The 18157-nt window shown below is 54.2% G+C and carries 17 protein-coding genes; 11 read left to right on the top strand and 6 right to left on the bottom strand.

Going from position 1 to position 18157, the window contains the following annotated elements:
• Nucleotides 1-112: 112 nt before the first annotated feature.
• From D3P09_RS05770 to D3P09_RS05755, 4 genes are read left to right on the top strand one after another with little or no spacing between them, the layout of a single operon-like run.
• The gene (locus D3P09_RS05770; protein ID WP_120107939.1) at nucleotides 113-1012 is read left to right on the top strand and encodes a helix-turn-helix transcriptional regulator; all 900 of its coding nucleotides are present in this window, start codon (nucleotides 113-115) and stop codon (nucleotides 1010-1012) included.
• Nucleotides 1013-1024: 12 nt separating this feature from the next.
• Nucleotides 1025-1846, top strand: a complete 822-nt coding sequence (locus tag D3P09_RS05765) for an SDR family NAD(P)-dependent oxidoreductase (protein WP_120107937.1) — start codon at nucleotides 1025-1027, stop codon at nucleotides 1844-1846.
• 30 nt (nucleotides 1847-1876) lie between these two features.
• Nucleotides 1877-2830: an ATP-binding cassette domain-containing protein gene (locus D3P09_RS05760; RefSeq protein ID WP_120107936.1), complete on the top strand. Its 954-nt coding sequence runs from the start codon at nucleotides 1877-1879 to the stop codon at nucleotides 2828-2830.
• Nucleotides 2827-3663 (top strand): ABC transporter permease, encoded by an 837-nt coding sequence (locus D3P09_RS05755; protein WP_120107934.1) that lies wholly within the window; start codon nucleotides 2827-2829, stop codon nucleotides 3661-3663. Before D3P09_RS05760 ends, D3P09_RS05755 begins: the two co-directional genes overlap by 4 nt.
• Nucleotides 3664-3680: 17 nt before the next feature.
• On the opposite strand, the gene D3P09_RS27345 is transcribed toward D3P09_RS05755, so the two are convergent.
• The gene (locus D3P09_RS27345) at nucleotides 3681-4334 is read right to left on the bottom strand and encodes a hypothetical protein (protein ID WP_165867316.1); all 654 of its coding nucleotides are present in this window, start codon (nucleotides 4332-4334) and stop codon (nucleotides 3681-3683) included.
• A 781-nt stretch (nucleotides 4335-5115) separates the two neighbouring features.
• Between D3P09_RS27345 and D3P09_RS05745 the strand changes: the two genes are divergently transcribed.
• From D3P09_RS05745 to D3P09_RS05720, 6 genes are all read left to right on the top strand, one after another.
• Nucleotides 5116-6864 carry an ABC transporter ATP-binding protein gene (locus D3P09_RS05745; protein ID WP_120107931.1) on the top strand — a complete coding sequence of 583 codons (1749 nt, stop codon included), beginning with the start codon at nucleotides 5116-5118 and terminating at the stop codon, nucleotides 6862-6864.
• A gap of 21 nt (nucleotides 6865-6885) precedes the next feature.
• Nucleotides 6886-7560, top strand: coding sequence for a response regulator transcription factor (locus tag D3P09_RS05740; protein ID WP_120107930.1), 675 nt, complete (start codon nucleotides 6886-6888; stop codon nucleotides 7558-7560).
• Complete coding sequence (locus tag D3P09_RS05735; RefSeq protein ID WP_120107928.1) at nucleotides 7557-8630, top strand: HAMP domain-containing sensor histidine kinase; 1074 nt, start codon at nucleotides 7557-7559, stop codon at nucleotides 8628-8630. The genes D3P09_RS05740 and D3P09_RS05735 overlap by 4 nt, the downstream gene beginning before the upstream one ends.
• 121 nt (nucleotides 8631-8751) lie before the next feature.
• On the top strand, nucleotides 8752-9171 hold the full coding sequence (locus D3P09_RS05730; protein ID WP_120107927.1) for a hypothetical protein: 420 nt from the start codon (nucleotides 8752-8754) through the stop codon (nucleotides 9169-9171).
• Nucleotides 9172-9211: 40 nt separating this feature from the next.
• Complete coding sequence (locus D3P09_RS05725; protein ID WP_120107925.1) at nucleotides 9212-10174, top strand: sugar kinase; 963 nt, start codon at nucleotides 9212-9214, stop codon at nucleotides 10172-10174.
• Nucleotides 10174-10959 carry a DeoR/GlpR family DNA-binding transcription regulator gene (locus D3P09_RS05720; protein WP_120107924.1) on the top strand — a complete coding sequence of 262 codons (786 nt, stop codon included), beginning with the start codon at nucleotides 10174-10176 and terminating at the stop codon, nucleotides 10957-10959. Before D3P09_RS05725 ends, D3P09_RS05720 begins: the two co-directional genes overlap by 1 nt.
• 136 nt (nucleotides 10960-11095) lie before the next feature.
• Here D3P09_RS05720 and nagA read toward each other — a convergent pair whose 3' ends face one another.
• Together nagA and nagB are read right to left on the bottom strand one after the other, a co-directional pair.
• A complete protein-coding gene (gene nagA, locus D3P09_RS05715) occupies nucleotides 11096-12280 on the bottom strand; it encodes an N-acetylglucosamine-6-phosphate deacetylase (RefSeq protein WP_120107922.1) in 1185 nt (394 codons plus the stop codon).
• Entirely contained in the window at nucleotides 12281-13006 is a 726-nt protein-coding gene (nagB, locus tag D3P09_RS05710) for a glucosamine-6-phosphate deaminase (protein WP_120107920.1), read from the bottom strand.
• 357 nt (nucleotides 13007-13363) lie between these two features.
• Here nagB and fni point away from each other — a divergent pair, with 357 nt between their 5' ends.
• Nucleotides 13364-14449 carry a type 2 isopentenyl-diphosphate Delta-isomerase gene (gene fni, locus D3P09_RS05705; RefSeq protein WP_120107918.1) on the top strand — a complete coding sequence of 362 codons (1086 nt, stop codon included), beginning with the start codon at nucleotides 13364-13366 and terminating at the stop codon, nucleotides 14447-14449.
• Between the two features lie 38 nt (nucleotides 14450-14487).
• On the opposite strand, the gene D3P09_RS05700 is transcribed toward fni, so the two are convergent.
• From D3P09_RS05700 to D3P09_RS05690, 3 genes are read right to left on the bottom strand one after another with little or no spacing between them, the layout of a single operon-like run.
• Nucleotides 14488-15579 (bottom strand): Ger(x)C family spore germination protein, encoded by a 1092-nt coding sequence (locus D3P09_RS05700; protein ID WP_120107916.1) that lies wholly within the window; start codon nucleotides 15577-15579, stop codon nucleotides 14488-14490.
• The gene (locus D3P09_RS05695; RefSeq protein WP_120107915.1) at nucleotides 15576-16676 is read right to left on the bottom strand and encodes a GerAB/ArcD/ProY family transporter; all 1101 of its coding nucleotides are present in this window, start codon (nucleotides 16674-16676) and stop codon (nucleotides 15576-15578) included. The genes D3P09_RS05700 and D3P09_RS05695 overlap by 4 nt, the downstream gene beginning before the upstream one ends.
• Nucleotides 16673-18010, bottom strand: coding sequence for a spore germination protein (locus D3P09_RS05690; protein WP_120107913.1), 1338 nt, complete (start codon nucleotides 18008-18010; stop codon nucleotides 16673-16675). Before D3P09_RS05690 ends, D3P09_RS05695 begins: the two co-directional genes overlap by 4 nt.
• Nucleotides 18011-18157: the final 147 nt, after the last annotated feature.

Genomic DNA, 18157 nt, shown 5'->3' with positions numbered 1-18157 from the left:
TGAAATTGAATGGAAATGATTTTCAAACACTGACAAACAAGATGTCATAGTTTCTAAGTTATGCTCTTCGCAAGCGAATCGGATCAAGCATCTCGGATGAGGGGGAATCAGCATGAAGCTGGAGCGTTTGCTCGGCATTACGATCGAGCTGATGAGCAAAAAGCGGGTAACAGCGACGGAACTGGCCGCCCGCTTCGAAGTGTCCGTCCGTACGATTTATCGTGATTTGGACTTGATTAATGAAGCAGGCATACCTGTTGTTTCTTTCTCCGGCGTAGTCGGGGGCTTTGAGCTAATGGACGGTTATTATTTGTCCAAGCAGCACTTCTCCATCGATGATATGGCGGTCATTTTTCATCTGCTGAAAGGAATGGAAGAAGCGGTCGGCAACAAAATTACCTCCATCGTCCATAAGCTGGGCAGCCTGCAGCCCGCTCTGCTGAATGGAGGCAGCCCGAACCCCATTATTATCGATGCAAGCGCATCGGTGCTGGAGAAGGATGCAATTAAGCCGTTGTATGAAGCGATCGGCCAGCAACGAACGGTGAAGTTCTCCTACACGGATTCGATGGGGAATGAATCGGAGAGAAGCGTGGAGCCTGCACGGCTATACTGGGACCGGGGCTGGTGGTACGTAGAGGGGCATTGCCTGTTAAAGCAGGCTCAGCGCTGCTTCAAAGTGTCCCGCATGACTTCACTTCAGATGACGGACAGACGCTTCACGCCAAAGCTGGGAGCACCGGATATTGTGGCGGAAGAGCCGGTGCGGGGCATCGAGGTTCATCTTCGCTTTGATGCGACGAACCAGCCGCGTATTTTCGAGCAATTTCAGGGCCAGTGTACGCATCTGGGAACGCATATCGATGTGCATACGATATTTTTTTCGCAGGCCTATGCGCTATCCGTCATCCTCAGCTTCGGCCCGATCGTCGAGATTGTATCGCCAGAGGAGCTGAGGCAGGAATTGCTGAACCAGCTTGATACCATTCGCGCACGCTATGAAAACAATTAGGAGGTTATACAAATGACCATTTTGGTAACAGGAGCAACAGGTACGATTGGCAGGCATGTGGTAGAGCAGCTGCTGAAAAAGGGAGTAAAGGTGAGGGCCGTAACGCGTAATCCGGAGAAGGCTCAATTGCCGGAAGGGGCAGAGGCGGCAGCGGGTGACTTGACGCAGGCGGAGACGCTGCGGGAGGCGCTGAGTGGCGTTACCGGCATTCATTTGATCGCTTCCAGCTATGATTCGTATATGCCATGGAATACCGATCCGGCCCTAATCCGGTTGGCAGAGGAAGCAGGTGTGAAGCGGGTTTCCGTTCTGATGTCTTATGAAGAAGGGCCGCTTGAGGAGGCGGTCAAGGCAAGCTCGCTGGAATGGACCATGCTTATGCCCGTTGAATTTATGGCTAATGCACTGATGGATTGGCAGCCTTCCATTCAAGCGGAAGGGGTTGTCCGCGAGCCGTTCGGGTCCGTGCGCAGCGCCCGGATCCATGAGGGGGATATCGCTGCCGTTTCCGTTGCCGCATTAACTGAGGCAGGGCATCATGGCCAAAGCTATTATTTGACGGGGCCTGAGGCGCTGTCGCGGATTGAAGCGGTTAGTGTTATTTCGGACGCGACAGGCAAGAACATTCGTTTTGAGGAGCTGACGGAGGAAGAGGCCAGACAACGATGGAGCGAGCAGGGGCATGATGAGGAATCAATCGAGTTTTTTGTTCAAATGGGCAAAAATCCGCCGGAGATCGGGTATTCGGTGCTGCCGACAGTGGAGAGGGTGACCGGCAAGCCGGCGAGAACGTTCGCGGAATGGGTGCTTGAGCATAGGGATTGTTTTTTATAAAAGCGATGGGATTAGAAAAGGGGGATGGGAATGTCGATTGCTATAGAAGCCAACCGGCTTCGAAAGTCGTACGGGAACCGCGAAGTGGTGAGAGGAATTGACCTGTCGATTCGCAAAGGGGAACTGTTCGCTCTCCTTGGCCCGAATGGCGCGGGCAAAACAACGGTTGTCGAGATGCTGTCCACGTTGATTTTGCCAGATGGCGGAACGGCGAGGATTGGAGGGCATGACGTCGTGAAGGAAGCGGCTGTTGTCCGAAGCAAAATCAGTCTGACGGGACAATTCGCTGCGCTGGATGAAGGAATGTCCGGCTTTGAGAATTTGGCGATGTTCGCCAAGCTATATGGCTATTCGTGGAAGGATGCACGGCAATTGGCGGATGAGCTGCTGCCCGCTTTCGGGCTTGAGGAAGCGAAGCACCGTCTGGTGGGGCAATATTCGGGCGGCATGAAGCGGCGGCTGGATATTGCGGCAAGCGTGCTTGCGCAGCCGGAAGTAATCTTTCTTGACGAGCCGACGACGGGCCTGGATCCCCAAAGCCGCATACAAATCTGGGATGTGGTGCGCTCCTTGCTGAAGCAAGGCACGACCGTATTGCTGACAACCCAGTATCTGGAGGAAGCAGATCGGCTGGCGGACCGGATTGCCGTACTGGACGGTGGACGCATCATCGCGGAAGGCACGCCCAGAGAGCTGAAGGCTGCTGTCGGCGGAAAGACGCTGTCGATCAGGCTTAAGGATACGGTCGAGCTTGAGCCCTATATCCGGCTGCTGGCTTCCGAGCATGGGCTGCATATGAGGCGGGATGAAGATGACCCGCTGATGATAAGAGTGCCTTCGCCGGATGAGCAGCTGGCAAGCCTGGCAGTCCAGACGCTCATGAACCATAACTGCCCGGTAGCGGAGTTCGCTCTTGCCGAGCCAAGCCTGGATGAAGTATTCCTGTCGCTTACGGATGCGCGTAACAAGGAGGCTGCAGTATGAACGAGACACGTACCGCGAGTACAGCCGGCGATGCAGCCTGGCTCATCCGTCGAGCACCCCCGCGCAGACTGGGACGCGCCGAAGCTACAGGCGTATTTATGCGAAGGACATTTTTAGGAGTCAAAAATAACCCGTTTGGCTTTATCATCGATTGCCTGGCCTCGCCTGTACTGATGCTGCTTATTTTTACGTATTTGTTCGGCGGCGCCATTGCCGGGTCGACCTCGGAGTATATTCAGTTCCTGCTCCCCGGCGCGATGGTGCTCATTATAGCACCCATGACCGTCTATAGCGGGACAACGCTGTGCCAGGATATTACGAAGGGGGTGCATAACCGGTTCAGGACGATGTCGGTGTGGCCGCCGGCAAGCGTGCTGGGCCCGATTCTGACCGATTCATTGCGGTATGCCGCCGCGTCTATTGTGACCATCGGCATCGGCCTGCTGCTTGGCTTTCGGCCGGAAGGAGGAGCGTGGGGCGTACTGCTGGCTCTTGCTTATGCTGTTTTCTTTGGTTTCAGCATCAGCTGGGTATTTGCGGTGATGGGCATTGTGGTGAAAAAGCCGGAGACGGTATCCGGTACGAGCATGGTTATGATTTATCCGCTGCTCTTTGCCAGCAGCATCTTTGTCGATTCGGCTACGATGCCGGCCTGGCTGGGGCGGATCGTGGACTATAATCCCATCAGCATGGCGGCATCCGCGCTCCGGGGGTTGATGCATGGTACGGCTGCTCCAGCCGATCTTGCGTGGGGCATCGGTACAGGCGTGCTGTTAATCGCGGTATTCGCTCCGCTTACGTTCTACTTTTTCCGAAAGCATAATACACGATAGCTGCTTTAATGCTGGATTTAACATAAACGTGTACGCTGTAGTAAGCCGAGAAACTCGGCATGCAACTGAGCTGCGGGCCTGAATCCGCGCCGTAAGCCGAGAAACTCGGCATGCAACTGAGCTGCGGGCCTGAATCCGCGCCGTAAGCCGAGAAACTCGGCATGCAGGCAAGCCGCGCGCCCGAATCCGCGCCGTAAGCCGAGAAACTCGGCATGCAGCCGCTCCGCGCGCCCGAATCCGCGCTGTAAGCCGAGAAACTCGGCATGCAACTGAGCTGCGCGCCCGAATCCGCGCTGTAAGCCGAGAAACTCGGCATGCAACTGAGTCGCGCGCCCGAATCCGCGCCGAAAGCCGAGAAACTCGGCATGCAACTGAGCCGCGCGCCTGAATCCGCTCTGTAAGCCGAGAAACTCGGCTGCAGCCGCTCCGCGCGTCAGAATCCGCGCTGTAAGCCGAGAAACTCGGCATGCAGCTGAGCTGCGCGTCTGAATCTGCGCTGTAAGCCGAGAAACTCGGCTTGTAGCTGAGCCACGCGTCTGAATCCGCGCTGTATGCCGAGAAACTCGGCATGCAGCCAAGCCGGCGCCCGAATTCGCGCAGTAAGCCGAGAAACTCGGCATGCAGCCAAGCCGCGCGCCTGAATCCGCGCTGTAAGCCGAGAAACTCGGCATGCAGCCAAGCCGCACCCCCGAATCCGCACCGTAAGCCGAGAAACTCGGCATGCAGCTGAGCCGCGCGCCTGAATCCGCGCTGTAAGCCGAGAAACTCGGCATGCAGCTGAGCTGCGTGTCCGAAACCATGCTGTAAGCCGAGAACCTCGGCTTGTAGCTGAGCCGCGCGTTCGAATCCGCGCCGTAAGCCGAGAAACTCGGCATGCAGCCAAGCCGCGCGCCTGAATCCGCACTGTAAGCCGAGAACCTCGGCTTGTAGCTGAGTCGCGCGTTCGAATCCGCGCCGTAAGCCGAGAAACTCGTCTTGCAACTGAGCCGCGTGCCCGAATCCGCGCTGTAAGCCGAGAAACTCGGCATGCAGCTGAGCTGCGTGTCCGAAACCATGCTGTAAGCCGAGAAACTCGGCATGCAGCTGAGCTGCGTGTCCGAAACCATGCTGTAAGCCGAGAAACTCGGCATGCAGCTGAGCTGCGTGTCCGAAACCATGCTGTAAGCCGAGAACCTCGGCTTGCAGCTGTGCTGCGCGCCCGAAACTGCTGTAAGCCGTCAAATCCGGCTTGGAGAATGTCGTTCGAGGGAGACACATATTCAGAGATAGATTAGTCGTCTAAGTCAGCAACTTTGTGCATGAGAATCACTGCACTTGCCCTGCTCCTGCACTGTTTTCGTCCTATTCTTCTGCAACCTCCTGTTCAGCCTTCAAGTTAACCTTGTTTACATTCCGTTTAAATAGGGAAGGTACTGTAGAGGCATAGAACATATACAGATAGGAAGTGGAGAGATGGAAGCTGTCAAAAAGAAGGGTGCGGTCAAGCGGTTCGCGAAGCTAATAATGGAGACCAATCCGCCTAAGCTGCTGCTGGGGCTGGCCGTGCTGTTAAGTGTCATAACGACTCTCGTCACATTAACCATCCCATTGTTTACAAAAGAGCTGGTAAACGGCTTTTCATTCGGGTCGCTAGGTACCGGACAGATCATTGGCATGGCTGCGGCTTTTATTGCCCAGGTTGTAGCGGGAGGGCTGTCGGTCTACTGGCTGCATTACAGCGGCAACAAAATCGTATCCTCTATTCGCGAAAGGTTATGGGGCAAGCTGCTCCGGCTGCCTGTCCCGTATTATGACAGCAAGTCGTCGGGGGAAACGATCAGCAGGCTGACGAACGATACGGCAATTCTGAAAGGCTTGATTACCGAGCATATTACCGGCTTTTTCACCGGCATCTTGTCTGTGATCGGGGCGCTGGCCATCCTGTTCTATATGAATTGGCAAATGACGCTGGTGATGCTGATTGTGTTCCCGGCAGCCGCGCTCATTATGGCTCCAATTGGCACCCGCATGTACAAGATATCCAAGGAGACGCAAGCGGAAAACGCAAAGTTTACGTCCGTGATCAATCGCGTCGTCTCGGAGATCAGGCTCGTGAAGGCATCCGGCTCAGAGCCGATGGAATTTGAGCAAGGCCGCAGCGGCATTGCGAATCTGTTCCGTTTTGGGCTTAAGGAAGCCAGGATGCAGGCATTGATTGCGCCGGTGATTTCCTTTATTATATTGCTGCTGCTGGTCGGTTTGATCGGCTTCGGCGGGGTGCAAGTATCGTCGGGCGCCATGACCGCTGGCGAGCTGGTCGCCTTTATTATGTATTTGTTCCAGATCATGCTGCCAATTACGCAAATCTCGCAGTTTTTCACGCAATTCCAGAAAGCGATGGGGGCAACCGACAGCATTATCGGCATCATGGCTGCAGAGGAAGAGAATCAAGACAGAGGCCATGAAGCAATGCATATCCGCAAGACAGTATCCCTGGATAAGGTGTCGTTCGCTTACAAGCCGGAGGAGCCGATCCTGCAGGATGTCAGCATGAAGATTGAAGCAGGCAAGGTTACGGCGATTGTAGGGCCTAGCGGCAGCGGCAAAACGACGTTGTTCTCTTTGCTGGAGCGCTTCTACCTGCCGACCTCGGGCAACATCAGCATCGGCGATCAGGATATTGCAGATGTGAAGCTGCGGTCCTGGCGGTCCAAGATCGGCTATGTCTCTCAGGAGAGTCCGATTATTGCGGGGTCGATTCGCGACAATTTGAGCTATGGGCTGGACCGTGCAATCAGTGATGAAGAAATGGAAAACGCCGCCCGCATGGCCTATGCCGACGGATTCATCCGCGAGCTCCCAAGCGGCTATGATTCGGAAGTAGGCGAGCGGGGCATCAAGCTGTCCGGCGGACAGCGCCAGCGGATTGCGATAGCAAGAGCGCTGCTGCGCGACCCGGAGCTGCTGATGCTGGATGAAGCGACATCGAATCTGGACAGCAAGTCGGAGGAGGTCGTGCAGGACGCGCTCAAAAACCTGATGGCCGGCCGTACAACTCTCGTTATTGCGCATCGGCTGTCAACGGTGGTAGATGCGGATACGATTATATTTTTGGATAAGGGGCGCATTACAGGCAAAGGAACGCATGAGCAGTTGTACCGTACGCACACCTTGTACCGAGAGTTTGCGGATGGACAATTGAAGATGAATAGATCGGCCTGACGAAGCGAGGAGGGATAACCTATGGGTCATGTGCTCATTGTCGATGATGATCCCCATATCCGGGAGCTGGTGAGCGTCATATTGGCGAAGGAAGGCTATCAGGTGCAGCAGGCATCCGACGGCAAGGAAGCTATGGACGCGATGGATGATGCTCCGGCAGATATGGTCATTCTGGACATTATGATGCCGAATATGGATGGCTGGGAGCTGTGCCGCAATCTGCGCGAGCAATATGATATTCCGATATTGATGGTCACGGCCAAAGGCGAGATGCGGGATAAGGTGAGGGGCTTCCATATCGGCACGGACGATTACATCGTCAAGCCGTTCGATCCGCAGGAATTGGTCGTCCGCGTACGGGCGCTTATGAAACGGTATCGTATAGCGACCTCTCAGCAAGTATCGGCAGGGGGACTTGCGCTGGACCGCTCGACTTATCAGATGAATGTGAATGGCGACGCCGTAACGCTGCCGCCGAAGGAATTCGAATTGCTATTCGTGCTGATGAGCAACAAGGGGCGCACGCTTGCGCGCGGGTCGCTGATTGAGACGATATGGGGCTATGACTTCGACGGCAATGAACGAACGCTGGATGTTCATGTGAACCGGCTGCGTGAGCGTTTTGCAGGCTGGGGGGTATCCGCCAGAATTACGACGGTCCGGGGACTCGGCTACCGGATGGAGGCTGCGGAATGAACCGGAAAATCTCCAAAACCGAGATGGCGTTTAAAGGAGCGGGCGCCATGCTGTTCATGTTCCTGCTATGCTGTGTCGCGTTTACAGCGGCATATTTCCTCACCCGATGGTTTTATGAGACGCATCCGGTATCCTGGAGCGACTTTATCGTACAGCTGGTGAACTGGGGAATGGGGCTGTTAATCCTGATCTTATTGGGAGTTGTGGTCAGCATCGTGACTCGTCCGAAGCAGATGATCGTCTGGAATGAAACGATGGCGGCCCTGCGCCGCATCGCCAAAGGGGACTTTAACGTCGTCATTGACCGGGAAGGCAAATACCGCGGGCAAATGGGCGAATTCGTCGAATCCATCAATGAGATGACGCAGGAGCTTAGGCAGGTGGAGCGGCTGCGCCAGCAATTCATCTCGGACGTGTCGCATGAAATCCAGTCGCCGCTAACGTCGATCCGCGGATTTGCGAATACGCTGCAGCGCGAGGATCTCTCCCGCGAGGAGCAGAGGCGTTATCTGTCCATTATCGAAAAGGAGACGGTCCGGCTGTCGCGGCTTAGCGACAACCTGATGAAGCTGACGTCGCTGGAATCCGACCAGGTGGAGTGGGAGAAGCAGCAATACCGGCTTGATACGCAGCTTGAGCACGTCGTCCTCTCTTGCGAGCCGCAGTGGCTGGAGAAGGAGCTCGATATTGAGCTGGATACGGAGCCTTGCCATATTCGCGCGAACGAAGAGCTGCTAAGCCAGATATGGCTGAATCTGCTGCACAACGCCATTAAGTTCACGCCGCAGGGCGGCAGCATCCGCCTCTCGCTGAAGAAGCTGGACGGGGCGGCTCGCGTGGAGATAGCCGATACGGGCATCGGCATTTCGCTGGAAGATCAGCAGAGGATCTTCGAGCGCTTCTACAAGGGCGACAAGCAGCGGACCAGGACCGCGGAGGGCAACGGTCTAGGCCTATCGATTGTTCAAAAGATAACGGAGCTGCACGGCGGGACGGTGCGAGTGAAGAGCAAGCCGGGCGAAGGAACGGTATTCGAGGTTGTATTGCCGCTTAACGAAAGGGAACCATAAGGACGGAACTGCCATGGCGGGCTTGCTCGCTGTGGCAGTTTTTGCTTTTTGTTCATTTGAAAAATGTTTGCTTTCTGATAAACTACTTATTATAGGTAAAACAAAACAGGAGGAATTATGAATGTATGAAGCAATGGTATTACTACACATTCTAGGTGCTGCCGGTATGGGCTTCTATATCGTGCTGCCTATTATGCTGGGAGGAACCTCGAAGCTTGCTGGGACGGGACAAGGCGGACTAGCCTCCGGCTTGCTTACGGCGAACCGCATCGCCCAATATTTCCTTATTGTGCAGCTGCTGACTGGCGGCTACCTGATGTCGCAAGGCGAATACGCTGTTGCTTGGATGATTATTGTTACCGTTTTATTTTTGGCTATCGCTGCAATCGGAGGCATCATCTCCAAGCCGCTTAAGCTGGTCGTAAGCCAGATTCAAGCCGGACAAAGCGCAACTGCGCCGATCAATAAAGCGAAAGTAATGAGCTTGATTATTCTCGTATTGTACGTAGCTACGATTTACTTTATGGTTAATCGTTTCTAAGCATACAGGGAGTCAGACAAGAACGGATTATTAGGGGGATATGGTTGTGCGTGATAGTTCACCTCAGATCGTAACGTTCGGAGAGTCCATGGCGCTGTTTATGCCGGAAGAGCATAAATCGATCGAGCGCGCAGCGACGCTTGAGCAAAGCTTCGGCGGCGCAGAGAGCAATGTCGCAATCGGCCTTGCCAGACTCGGTTCATCCGTGGGCTGGTTCGGAGCGCTTGGCGACGATCCGTTCGGAAAGCTGATCATGAAGACAATGCGCGGGGAAGGCGTCGACATCTCCCGCGTAAGATTTAACGGCGAAGCGCCGACAGGCATGATGTTCCGCGAGCATGTCGCGGGCAGACTGGCCGTCCATTATTTCCGCAAGGGCTCTGCCGCAAGCAGAATGACGCCGGAGGATCTGGACGAGGATTATATCCGCGGAGCCAAGCTGCTGCATGTAACGGGTATTACCTGCGCCTTGAGCGAGGATTGCCGCCGAACGGTCCGCCGCGCGGTCGACATTGCCAAGGAAGCGGGCGTATTGGTCAGCTTCGATCCTAACCTGCGCCTCAAGCTGTGGTCGATCGAGGAGGCGCGGCAGACGCTGCTGCCGCTTGCTGAAGATGCCGACTACTTCTTGCCTGGATGGGATGAGCTGAAGCTGCTCTACAATACGGATGATTATGCCGAAGTGAAGGAGCGCTTGAATGCCCTGAAGGGAATCAGCGTTATCAAAGGCATGGGGGATGCGACCGTTGTGCTCGACAAGGGCGTCGAGACGTCTATTCCATTCTATCCTGCGGAGCAGGTCGTCGATACGGTTGGAGCCGGAGACGGCTTCTGCGCAGGCTTCCTCGCCGGCATTATGAAGGGCATGACGCCAACCGAAGCGGTCCGTCTTGCCAGCATTAACGGATCTCTGGTTGTACAGATGCGCGGAGATTGGGAAGCGCTGCCGGAGTGGGACGTTGTCGAGCAGCGCATGTCGGCCAAGGCATGGGTGGAGCGCTAATGATAATCGAAGGGAACGGTTCGAAGGGGCAGCGCCGCCGCGAGGCGATTCTGCAGCTGTTGAAGCAGCAGGGCCGCATCACGATCGTCGAGATGGTTGAACGCTTCGGCTGCTCGGAAGCGACAGCCAGGCGGGACCTAGAGCAGATGGAGGGCGTCTATCCGGTCATTCGTACGATTGGCGGCGCCATGTACGATGGTATGGGCACGATGAGAGAGCTGCATTTTGCTGAGAAGGAAGGCTTGTCGATTCTGGAGAAGGAGAAGATTGCCCAGACGGCTGCCAAGCATATCGTGGAAGGCGATGTTATCGGCCTCTCCGGCGGAACGACCAACTTCCTGCTCGCGAAGCTGCTGAAAGCGCGCAAAGGAATTACCGTCGTTACGAATGCGGTCAATATCGCTATGGAGCTGGCGGGCAGTCAGATTCAGGTGGTCGTGACCGGCGGCATCATGCGCCACAACAGCTTCGAGCTGTGCGGTCCGCTTGGTGAAGGGATGATTGCCCAGCTGCACATCGGCAAGATGTTCATCGGCATTGACGGCATCTCCGCAGCAGGGGGCATCTCCAGCTATTCCGAGCAAGAGGCGCAGAGCGCCAAGGCGCTCATCAAGCGATCGCAGGAAACATATGCGGTATTCGACCATACGAAGACGAACCGGACGTCGCTTTTCTCCGTTGCGGCTATCTCGGAGCTGAAGGCGGTTATTACCGATTCTCCGCTGACAGGCGAGCTGGCTGAGGAATTGAAGCGCCATCATGTATCTGTTCACCTTACGGATTAACATTATAAAGGGCTGTTCTAGAAGTCTGTTAAGACTCTAGGACAGCCCTTGTCATTGAGATAAGCAGTACCATGCTCGACCATTAAATAATGGCGGTGCAGGAACATAATCCCCGGCACCGCCATTTCATGAAGCGTTATTCGGATTTATTGAACACAGTGCGGCCTTGTACCCAAGTGCATTCCACGTTGAAATCAGCGTCAGCCAGCACGAGATCGGCTTGTTTGCCTTCGGCGATAGAGCCAGTGCGGTCGAAGATGCCGAGCTCGCGCGCAGGGTTGCCGCTTGCCAGCTGGCTTACTTCAAGAATGCCGAGCTTCGTGTTGTTCAGCATATAACGGAATGCGCGAATCATCGTCAAGCTGCTGCCGGCTAGCGCATTGCCTTCGCGAAGGCGCGCTGTTCCGTTCTTGACCACAACGGCGAGTCCGCCCAGCTCGTACGTGCCGTCAGGCATGCCCGCTGCTTCGATTGCGTCCGTCACGATAATCATTCTCTCGAGCGGCTTGGCAGCCAGCATAAGCGCGATTGCGGCAGGATGCACATGCTCGCCGTCGGCAATGATTTCCGTGTAGATCCGGTCATCAGTCAACACGGCGCCAAGCGTGCCCGGTTCGCGGTGATGCAGGCCGCGCATCGCGTTGTACGTATGAACCGCATGCGTAAGTCCAACATCTGCCGCAGCTTTAATCTCCTCATAGACGGCATCCGTATGGCCTGCTGCCGCAATGATGCCATTCTCCGCCAGCCATGCGATCGCTTCCTTGGAGTTGTTCTTCTCCGGGGCAAGCGTAAGCAGCTTCACCATGCCTGGATGCTTCTCGTTCCATTCCTTCAGCCATTCCAGCTGAGGGTCGAGGATGTAAGCCGGGTTTTGAGCGCCAGGCCACTTCTCGCTAATGAATGGACCTTCTAGGTGAACGCCCAAAAGCGGGGCATATTGATTGCCGGATTGCTGATACTCCGCGACGGCATCCAGCACCGCGTCGATCGCTTCCTTCGAAGCGGTCATCGTCGTGGCGAGCATGCCGGTCGTTCCTTGCGAGGCATGAAACTTCGTAATCCGATCATAGCTTTCGCTATTGGCATACATAAAGTCGCCGCCAAATCCGCCATGGACGTGGACGTCGATAAAGCCCGGAAGCAGCCAGCCGCCTTTGCCATCCACGCTATCTGCATTCCTCGGCAGCTCCCCGGAGGATTCCTCCGGCACGATCGCGGCAATACGACCGTCTGAGACATGCACGCTGCCCTTAACAACCCGATCCTCCAGCACGATATGAACGTTATGAATGTTCCAAGTCAGGGAGCTCATAGTCATTTACCCCAGCATCCTTCCCGCTTCACGATCAAGCAGAACCGTTACTCGCGGATGTGTCTGCAGCAAGGAAGCAGGCACTTTAGTCGTAATTGGGCCGGTCAGCGCTTCTTTTACGATATTCGCCTTATCGGAGCCGCGAACGACCAGCAAGATGGTATTCGCCTTCAATATGGAGCCGATGCCCATTGTGTAAGCTTCCTTCGGCACTTCATCAATAGATGCGAAGAAGCGGGCGTTGGCTTCCAGAGTCTCTTCCTTCAGCTTCACGACATGCGTGCCTGCAGACAGATGCTCGTCAGGCTCGTTGAACGCGATATGGCCATTGTGGCCGAGACCGAGCAATTGGATGTCGGCAGGATGCTCGTTAATCATCGCTTCATAACGGCGGCATTCCTCTTGCGGGTCCTCAGCCATGCCGTCTGGCAGATTCGTCTGGATCGCAGGAATGTCGACATGCGAGAAGAGATTCTGGTTCATATAGTAGGCGTAGCTTTGATCATTGTCCGGCGTCAGCCCGACGTATTCGTCAAGGTTGTATGTGGTTACGCCGCTGAAGCTTACTTTATTGTTTTTATAATCTTCTACCATTTTGGCATAAATACCTACAGGTGTCGATCCCGTCGCAAGTCCCAATACCGCATTTGGCTTCTCGTTAATTAGCTTGCGGAAGATCTCCGCTGCGTACAAATCAAGCTCTTCGGATGTTTCAAAAATACGGATGTCCATGGTAATGCCTCCTGATTGTTTGAATTTCAACAACGGGCGGAAAAAGCCGCCGCTGATACCGTTTGTCGTATGTCTTTAGTGTATATGAAAGAGCAGCAATACACAATGATTTTGATCGGCAAATTCAAATATTTGATTGGAATAATCAAAGGATAATAGAGGTGTAATTGGTTATTTTAGTAAACTACAAGCAAGGCCATTTCTTTTCTGATCCATAGCAGGAGACACGTCTTGTTCAGTTGAAGATTTCTATCCGCCGAGGGATCTCCGGAAGCGGAATCGGCAGAAATATGCTATGCTAATCTGTAAAGCTATCTTGCATTGCCGTCCCTGTCGGAGTAGAACCGGGGAAGGGGCATGCAGCCAGGGGGTCAATCTTTGAAGTCAAATCGCGAGGGTCATACCGAAAAGCGCAAGGGAGAGCATATCCGCATCTGCCTGCAGGAGGAAGTGAACGGCGTCGGAATCCGGACGGGCTTCCAGGAATACCGCTTCAAGCACAATGCGCTTCCCGAGCTGTCGTTCGAACATATACGGCTAGATACAGAATGGCTTGGCCAGCCGATGCGTACTCCGCTGCTTGTCAGCTCGATGACGGGCGGTACGGATGAGGCGGGCGCCATTAATAAGCGGCTTGCGATAGCCGCAGAGGAGCGGGGCTGGGCGATTGGGCTCGGCTCCATGCGCGCAGCGCTGGAGAAGGAGGAGCTGGCCCAGACGTTCAAGATTCGCGCGTTTGCGCCGAGCATTCCGATTATCGCCAATATTGGAGCCGTCCAGCTCAATTACGGCATGGGGCCGGAGGCATGCCAGCGCGCAGTCGACTTGGCTGAGGCGAATGCGCTTGTTCTGCATCTCAACGCTCTGCAGGAAGTGTTCCAGCCGGAGGGCGATACTGATTTCAGCGGTTTGCTGCGCCGGATTGAAGAGGTATGCCGAAGCGTGTCGGTACCGGTCGGCGTGAAGGAAGTAGGCTGGGGCATCGATGGAGAGACAGCGGTCCGGTTAAGCGAAGCTGGCGTCGCCTTTATCGACGCGGCGGGAGCAGGCGGAACGTCATGGAGCCAGGTTGAGAAGTTCCGGGCAGGCGATCCGGTACGCCGCGGGGCTGCCGAAGCGTTCGCGGGATGGGGAATCCCGACTTCAGAGAGCGTATCGGAAGTACGGGCCGCCCTGCCTTCAATGCCGATCGTGGCCAGCGGCGGACTGCATCACGGAGTCGATGCGGCCAAAGCGATTGCGCTGGGAGCGAATATGGCGGGCTTCGGGCGTTCGCTGCTTCCGCAAGCGGCGGGTGCCGATAACGACTTGTCGGTTGAGAGACTGCTGGAGCAGTTCTCGCGCATCGAGTTCGAGCTGCGCGCCGCCATGTTCGGGATCGGAGCGGGAACCATTCAGGAGCTTGGCCGTACAGACCGGCTTCTATCTATTGGTTCAATATAGCATCCATACAAAACGGCAAGCCTATCATAGGCTTGCCGTTATCTGATTAACCCGGTTCCTTCGATCTTGACCATCGCTTCTACATTGAATTCAGCATCCGGATAGAGCTGAGTCCAATTGTTCCAAGCATTCTTGCCGGGATAGACCGCCCGATAACGCAGGCCGAATCCGAAGGGATCAACGCCATGGCGTTGAATTTTTTTCAGCAATGCTACGGCTGCCTTCTCATATTCGGTAGCCAGAGCATCCTCCACCGACAGCCAATCTTTATCGAACAAGCCGTTAGGCGCCTCTTCAAATACAACATCCATTTTAACCTTCATTGTGATGCGCACCGGGGCTGTATGTCCCTGAAGGCGGAAGCTGGAATTCAATTGATTGATTGCAATAACCAGCGGCGTGCCCTTGAACATGCCATGCATGGACGCTTTTGTAAAGTGATCCGACATTTGATTGAACAGCTGTGTTTCGGCAGGCGTTAAAATCGTTTTTATTTTTTCTTTGTCGAACAGGGCGACCTGATTAATGATGTAGCTTTCCTTGCCGTCATTCGTGATGATGGCGAGCGCCGGGTCCATACCCTTCTCTGACACTCTTCTTGCAAATCCTGATAAGGTCTCTGCATAATTGTACGAAGACTCCGTGCCGTCAGCGCCGAAGGACAGCAGCAGCGCATTGCCCGGATACCGTTCGGATGCCGGACGGACGTGCAGCACAGTTTCTGCTGTAGGTCTGCCAATGGCGAGCGTAGCCACGCTTTGAATATCTCTCCTGCGGAGCATCCATTCAATGGAATGGTTAATATCCCGCTTGGCCAGCTCTTCCCCAATAATCATCATTTTGCAATGTCCGAAGTCCAGCTCTTTGTCTACATAGGCTTTCAGCATACGCACCCCTTCGGCGATGCTTGGAGCGTCAATGGTCTCATACTGGATTTTGGATGCGCCAGGTTCAATTTTTGGAGACGGGATGGCAAGCTGGAGAGTGATCCGGTACGGCTTGCTTTTATTGCCGGACCAGTCGATGCCGGTGGCAACGACAAAAAAACGCTTGTCGATGTCCTTGAAGCCGCAGCCGCTAATGGTTAGAAGAGCGAGTAATAGTGAAAGAAGCGCCGCATAGCGGTTCATTCCGGCTTTAACCTCCTCCTGCTCAAAATGAACACCCAGAGCACGCCTACGATCTCTGTGAACATGCGAAGCACCAGCCAATAGGAAGTAATGAGATAATTGATTTTCTCATTCGTAAAGATCAGGTACAGCACGGTCGCCGTTGCGAATACGGCTAGAATGATGTAATTGGCTTTTGGAGCTTTGGGACTGTCGATCTCCGGCTTGCAAGCCTTGAAGCAGCTTTTGATATATTCCATCCCCAGATGCCAGCCGGACATCGTATAAACCAGCGTCAGATTGAGGAATACAATCAGGAACAGAAATATGACGCGTTCGATAAATCCGTACTGCATGATTAGCGAGTCGGAAGTGACTGCCCAGAGATAAATATAGCGGTCTACGCCTTCCGTCCCGTGAAAGCCGATCGGAACAAAAAACGTAATCAGCAAAATAATAAACCCCAAAATGGGATAGACGTAGAGATGCTTGAAGCGGAAATTGGGCGGAAACAGCCTGTTGAACAGCGCCAAGTGAATATAGCCTGTAAAAATAAGCGTGGCCGCAGCCAGCGTAATGACAGTCGGCATTACGGTCACATAATTGGCGATGACCCGGATGGAATCAAAATTAAGCTGCGGGCTCCTCACCATTTTAAACATGATGAACAGAATGATAGGAGCGTTCACAATAATCCCGATTTCAATGATGAAAGCAATCGTCAACGTGGAACGGGAAGCGGCGTATGCAGCAGCTAACACCATCATAATCAGAATGACGGTCGTATTGGCATCCGGGTTGAAGAAGCGATTGATAAGTACCGCATAAGCAACCACAACGATTGTAGAGGAGAACCACCACATGATTGCGAAATAAACCGATGTAAGCGAGACAAGCCATCTGGGACAATACTTCTTCAATATTTCCGGATAGCCGAGTCCGGGATACCTCGCCATGGCGCTAGTGAACATATACATCAATATCGCGCCGATAACAGGGGCCGCAATCAATGCGGATACACCGCCTGAATAACGGTTTTTCACCAAAATATGCGGCACGAACAGCATCAGATTCATCAAGCTGACGAGCATGAAGTTATAGAAGAAATAACGGTTCATTTGGCCCTCACCTGCCCAACATCTCCCTCTGCCGGATTGACCTTCCCATGAAGCCGGAAGTATGGCTTGCCGAAACTTCTAAGATTGCATAGATAGCTGACATAGAGAAACAGTCCCACCGCTACGCCCGAGATGCCGAAGAAGATCGAGGCGGCGATTAGGGGATATTTCAGGAAGCGCACGGAAAACGAAAGCGAGTTAATCGGAATGACGAAGTTGGAAATCGCTACCACCGACGTAACAATGATCATAATGCTGCTGACCAGTCCCGCTTGCTGCGCGGCTTGGCCCAGGATGAGGCCGCCAACCGTTGTCGCTGTTGAACCGATATACCGGGGGAGGCGGATGCTCGCTTCGATGAGCGCCTCAATCATGAAGAGCATAACAAACACTTCAATATAGGACGGATAAGGCACGGCCGATCGGCTTGCCGCAATCGAGAAGGCAAGCTGTACCCGGAACAGCTCCGGATTGTACGATACAATGGCGATATAGAGTGCCGGAAGCGTAATCGTCAAGATAATCGACAGGTAGCGGATCACGATGAGCGTTCTTGTCATCCAGTACGCTTCATAATTGTCTTCTATCGCATGCATAAAGTCGAAGAAGGAGACAGGCATAATCAAGGCGAACATGCTGCCTTTGATCAGCACGACAACTTTTCCTTTGCTAAGGGACTTGGCAATCCGGTCCGGGCGCTCTGTAATAAGAACGGTAGGGAAGAGATGGCGGCGCTTGCCGATCAGGAGCTTCTCCAGCTCGCCTGCGGCATGCACCATATCGATGCTGATGCTGCTTAGCTTCGAGCGTACGTTGTCGAGAACGGACGGATCGACATGCCGCTGATCGAACACGACCAGCAGAGGCGTCTTCGAGATATAGCCTACGGAATATTCTTCAACGGCAACCTCGGGCGCAGGATACATCGTGCGAATAAGGTTCATCGATTTGTTCAGATCTTCGCTCAGGGCGATCTGCGGACCTTGAATGGCGCTTTCGACTTGCGTCTGGGGACTCTCGTTGCAGATCACGTCCCCGGTAAAGAAAGAGAAGATTTCACCAGAATCGATGTCCTTGATCAAGACATTGCCCCGCAGCATCAGATCCTGCCATCGTGCGGGGTCCTCGATCTTGAGATACTCCGGTATCGTGTCCAGTTGCTTGCGGTAAGGAATTTCTTCTTTGGTAAAGGGGACGGTAATAAAGTCGCTGATCATCTTCTCGTCGCATAGCGGAGCGATATATGCGATTTCGATGCTCATGGTGCTGTTGCTGAGCGTATAGGTCTTCAAATCCGCCGCTTCGGCGAATAACAAGCGGATACGTTCGTTCATAGAACTCGCCTCCTGGCAGCGATTGATTTGCCGTCAATGGCGCGGCAAGCTTCCATAGTTTGCGCCGCGTGGCAAAACTTATGCTAAGATAAGGTAATCATCATGGCCGTTACTCATCCGGCAGAGGAAAGGAAGCCGTTAGAAAGC

Source organism: Paenibacillus pinisoli, assembly GCF_003605435.1.
GTDB lineage: Bacteria > Bacillota > Bacilli > Paenibacillales > Paenibacillaceae > Pristimantibacillus > Pristimantibacillus pinisoli.
This window is presented reverse-complemented; position numbering and strand designations above follow the sequence as displayed.